This is a genomic window from Patescibacteria group bacterium (assembly GCA_018817085.1).
Taxonomy (GTDB): domain Bacteria; phylum Patescibacteriota; class WWE3; order CG2-30-40-12; family CG2-30-40-12; genus CG2-30-40-12.
Window position 1 is genome coordinate 1 of sequence record JAHIUT010000029.1, and the last position, 3,342, is coordinate 3,342.

At 37.8% G+C, this 3,342-nt stretch carries 3 protein-coding genes; all 3 read right to left on the bottom strand.

Annotated features, from left to right (window positions below; translation table 11 throughout):
• Positions 1–611 (bottom strand): sigma-70 family RNA polymerase sigma factor (locus tag KJ678_01650; GenBank protein ID MBU1016844.1); only part of this gene is annotated, 611 nt, incomplete at its 3' end.
• Positions 608–2,383: a DNA primase gene (gene dnaG / locus KJ678_01655; GenBank protein MBU1016845.1), complete on the bottom strand. Its 1,776-nt coding sequence runs from the start codon at positions 2,381–2,383 to the stop codon at positions 608–610. The genes dnaG and KJ678_01650, both read right to left, overlap by 4 nt.
• Positions 2,384–2,797: 414 nt before the next feature.
• Positions 2,798–3,223 carry a hypothetical protein gene (locus tag KJ678_01660; GenBank protein MBU1016846.1) on the bottom strand — a complete coding sequence of 142 codons (426 nt, stop codon included), beginning with the start codon at positions 3,221–3,223 and terminating at the stop codon, positions 2,798–2,800.
• Between the last annotated feature and the right edge of the window lie 119 nt (positions 3,224–3,342).

Sequence of the window (3,342 nt, forward strand, 5' to 3'; positions counted from 1 at the left end):
ATCATATGAACAGGAATTCTAATAGTTCGCGCCTGATCCGCAATAGCTCTTGTTATAGCTTGCCTTATCCACCAAGTAGCGTAGGTAGAAAATTTAAAACCGCGTCGCCATTCAAATTTCTCCACCGCCCGCATTAACCCCACATTTCCCTCTTGGATAAGGTCTAAAAAAGTTAGCCCGCGGCCGATGTATTTTTTGGCAATAGATACAACAAGCCTTAAATTGGACCTAATAAGTTTTTGACGCGCTGCTAATTCGTCTTTCTCCACCCTTTGCGCTAAATCCACCTCTTCTTCCCGCGTTAAAAGTTTAATCTTTCCTATTTCTCTAAGATACATTCTCACAGGGTCGGTGGTAATATCCTTGTCCAAAGCGGCTATTATTTCTGTATCTTTATCGTCTAAAGACAAAACGGAATCTTCTTCTAGAGTATAAGTATCTAAAACATCAATACCTTCATCAATAAACCGGGAGTACAGGTCATCCAGTTGCTCTATATTATTCTCGGCGTTTGGGAAATTCTTTAATATATCATCTTGGGTTATAAAACCTGCTTTTTTCCCTTCAAGAATTAATTTTTTTATGCTTTTTTCAAAATTGGGGTTACTCATTTAGTTGCCTTTCCGGACAGGCTTAAAAATTCTTTTTGCAATTCTTTAATTTGGTTCTTATCCCCCGCGCTTTCCGCGGATTTCATCTTGCGGCTTACTTCGCGCAGTTTTCTGCGCAAAGTCTCTTTGTTTATTATATCAAATATTTTTTTTATTTCCTTATCTAAAACCAACTCGTCTTCCTCCAAAGAATCCGCAATAGGCAGTTCCATTAAATGTAATTTCTCCACCAGTTTGTTTTCTTCGGAATCAAGCTTAAGACAAAAGTTTTTTAGTAAAAACCTTTCCTTGTTTAACAGGTAATCTTTTAATTTAACAAAAACCGAATTGACAATCTCGTTGGTAAAATCATCAAAAGATAATTTATACAATGTTTTCTGGGCAATATCTTTAGGGGCTTTTAATATTAAAGCAAGCATATATTCTTGAGGAGAAAAATTGGAGGATACGCCCGCTTTTTCCACAAAACCGTTTTTTACGGACGATTTTTTATTCTCATACTTCGCAAGAGACTCCGCAACCGTTTCCTCGGTAACATCCAAAAGAGTCGCAAGTTCCTTAATGTAGTGCGCTTTTTGGATGGTATGGGGTATTTCCGAAACAATGGGGAGCAAAAAATCGGCGGCTTTCTTTTTCTCAAGAGAGTTTTGTACATTATGCTTTTTCTTGGCGTAATTAAAATAAAAATCGTAAATGGAAACGGCGTTTTTTACCGCGTCTTCAAAAACTTTTTTATCGGCTCGCACGGCTTCGTCCGGGTCTTTAACATCGTCCGGCAAAATTCCTACTTTTACATCAAGCCCAATATCGGAAGCCAAATTTAAAGCGCGTTTGGTTGCCTCCACACCAGCGTTATCCGTATCGTAAAAAATAAGCAAAGTATCCGCAAACCTTTTTATTAAACCCAACTGTCCCGCCGTTAAGCTCGTGCCAAGAGAAGCCACTATATTCTTAAACCCTTCCTGCATAGGGGTTATTACATCAAAATACCCTTCCACCAAAATGGCTTCTTTCTTTTTTTTAATCGCAGACCTTGCCAAATCCAAATTAAACAGAAACCTCTCCTTTTTGAAAACTAGGGTTTCAGGACCATTCAAATACTTTGGCTCGGTTTTGTCTAAACTTCTGCCAGAAAACCCCACCACTTCACCTCGTTCATTTCTTAACGGAATGATAATGCGTCCTCTAAAACGGTCGTAGAACCCGCTAGTTTTTTCTTTAGGCGCAACCAGTCCGGATGCGGCGATGAGGGTTATATCATATTTTTTTTTGAGCAGAAAATTAAAAAGGCTATTCCAGGAATTGGGCGCGTAACCTAGTTTATAAAGGGAGATGGTATCGCTTTTTATGCCTCTATTTTTTAGGTATGCTAAAGCCTTTTTTCCAAATTTATGGTTTTTTAGGATATAGTGAAAATACTCCGCGGTAATTTGGTTTATTTCTAAAATCTTTTTGGCTTTTATTTCTTCGGGGGAACGGGTAAAATTACTTTTTTTCAGTTCAATGCCCGCTTTTTTGGCAAGAAATTCAAGAGATTGCCTAAAATCCAGCCCTTCCATTTCTTGAATAAATTTTATAGCGTCTCCGCCTTTATCGCAACCAAAGCATTTAAAAATTTGAAGTTCGGGAGAAACCATAAAGGAAGGGGTTTTTTCGTCGTGAAAGGGGCATAAACCTTTATAATTTTTACCGCCTTTTGTTAAAGGAACATATTCGTTTATTAGATTTACAATATCAATACGGGATTTAACCTCTTTTATAGTATCTTCCATACACCCCTATTTTATCACGGTTTAGCAAACCCTCGCTGACGAATAGCTTCTAAAAGCCTTTAAGGAGTTTCCTTTGAAAAAGGAGACTCCTTTGTAAGAAACTTCCTGCAAACAGTGTAACAACAGCTTCATCTACTCCCGAGGTGGTTAGCTTGTATGTTACTTCTATAGCCAAATTTTTCCGAGTAATATTGCACATAACGTATCGGTATAGCTGATGTTTAGCACATATTTTACCACTAAATTTATTAGAAATAAAGTGCTAAATATGGGTCGAGGAGCGGCAAGCGACGAGCCAGCTATACTGTGTTATGTGACCCGAGGCAAAAATGCTTTGAATATTTTGCCGAGAGCGCAACGGGGTCGACTGACGCCAAGTACCCAAGTACCTGGCGGAAGGAGAAGTTGTAATCTTTAATATTCCTTACCAAAAAAATCCTTAATACTTTCTGTGTTTAAATCAACATAATACCAATTGAAAGTAGCATTATGGTCTGTTAGCGACTCGTAAACATGGATGGTGTAAACACTACCATCAACGCTATCAACTTCAATAACTGGTTTTCCGTTAGTTGACGGAGAAGCACCATCGGGGTTAATAAATAAATTAAGCCATTCCTGTACTTCCGGTAAATTTTTGACGAGCAGTAAGGCTTTATCATTGTCTGATGGCTGTAAACTAGTTTTTTCAATTTTTTCAGTAAATGGAGTTTTATCAACAGACACAATACGATTGGATAATTGCTTAAAGTAATATAGACCGCCAATGACAATCAGAGTAAATAAAAATAGAACAGGAAGGCTTAATTTATTATTAAGGATTTTGCTTTTAATAGACATATTAAAGATTACAATTTCACATAATGTGTTGCGGATGATACGAAGGTTTTTCCTGCGAAGCGGGAAAAAATTTCGTATATCCCGCTGTTAGCCGATGTCGCGAAGCGACGAGGCAACAG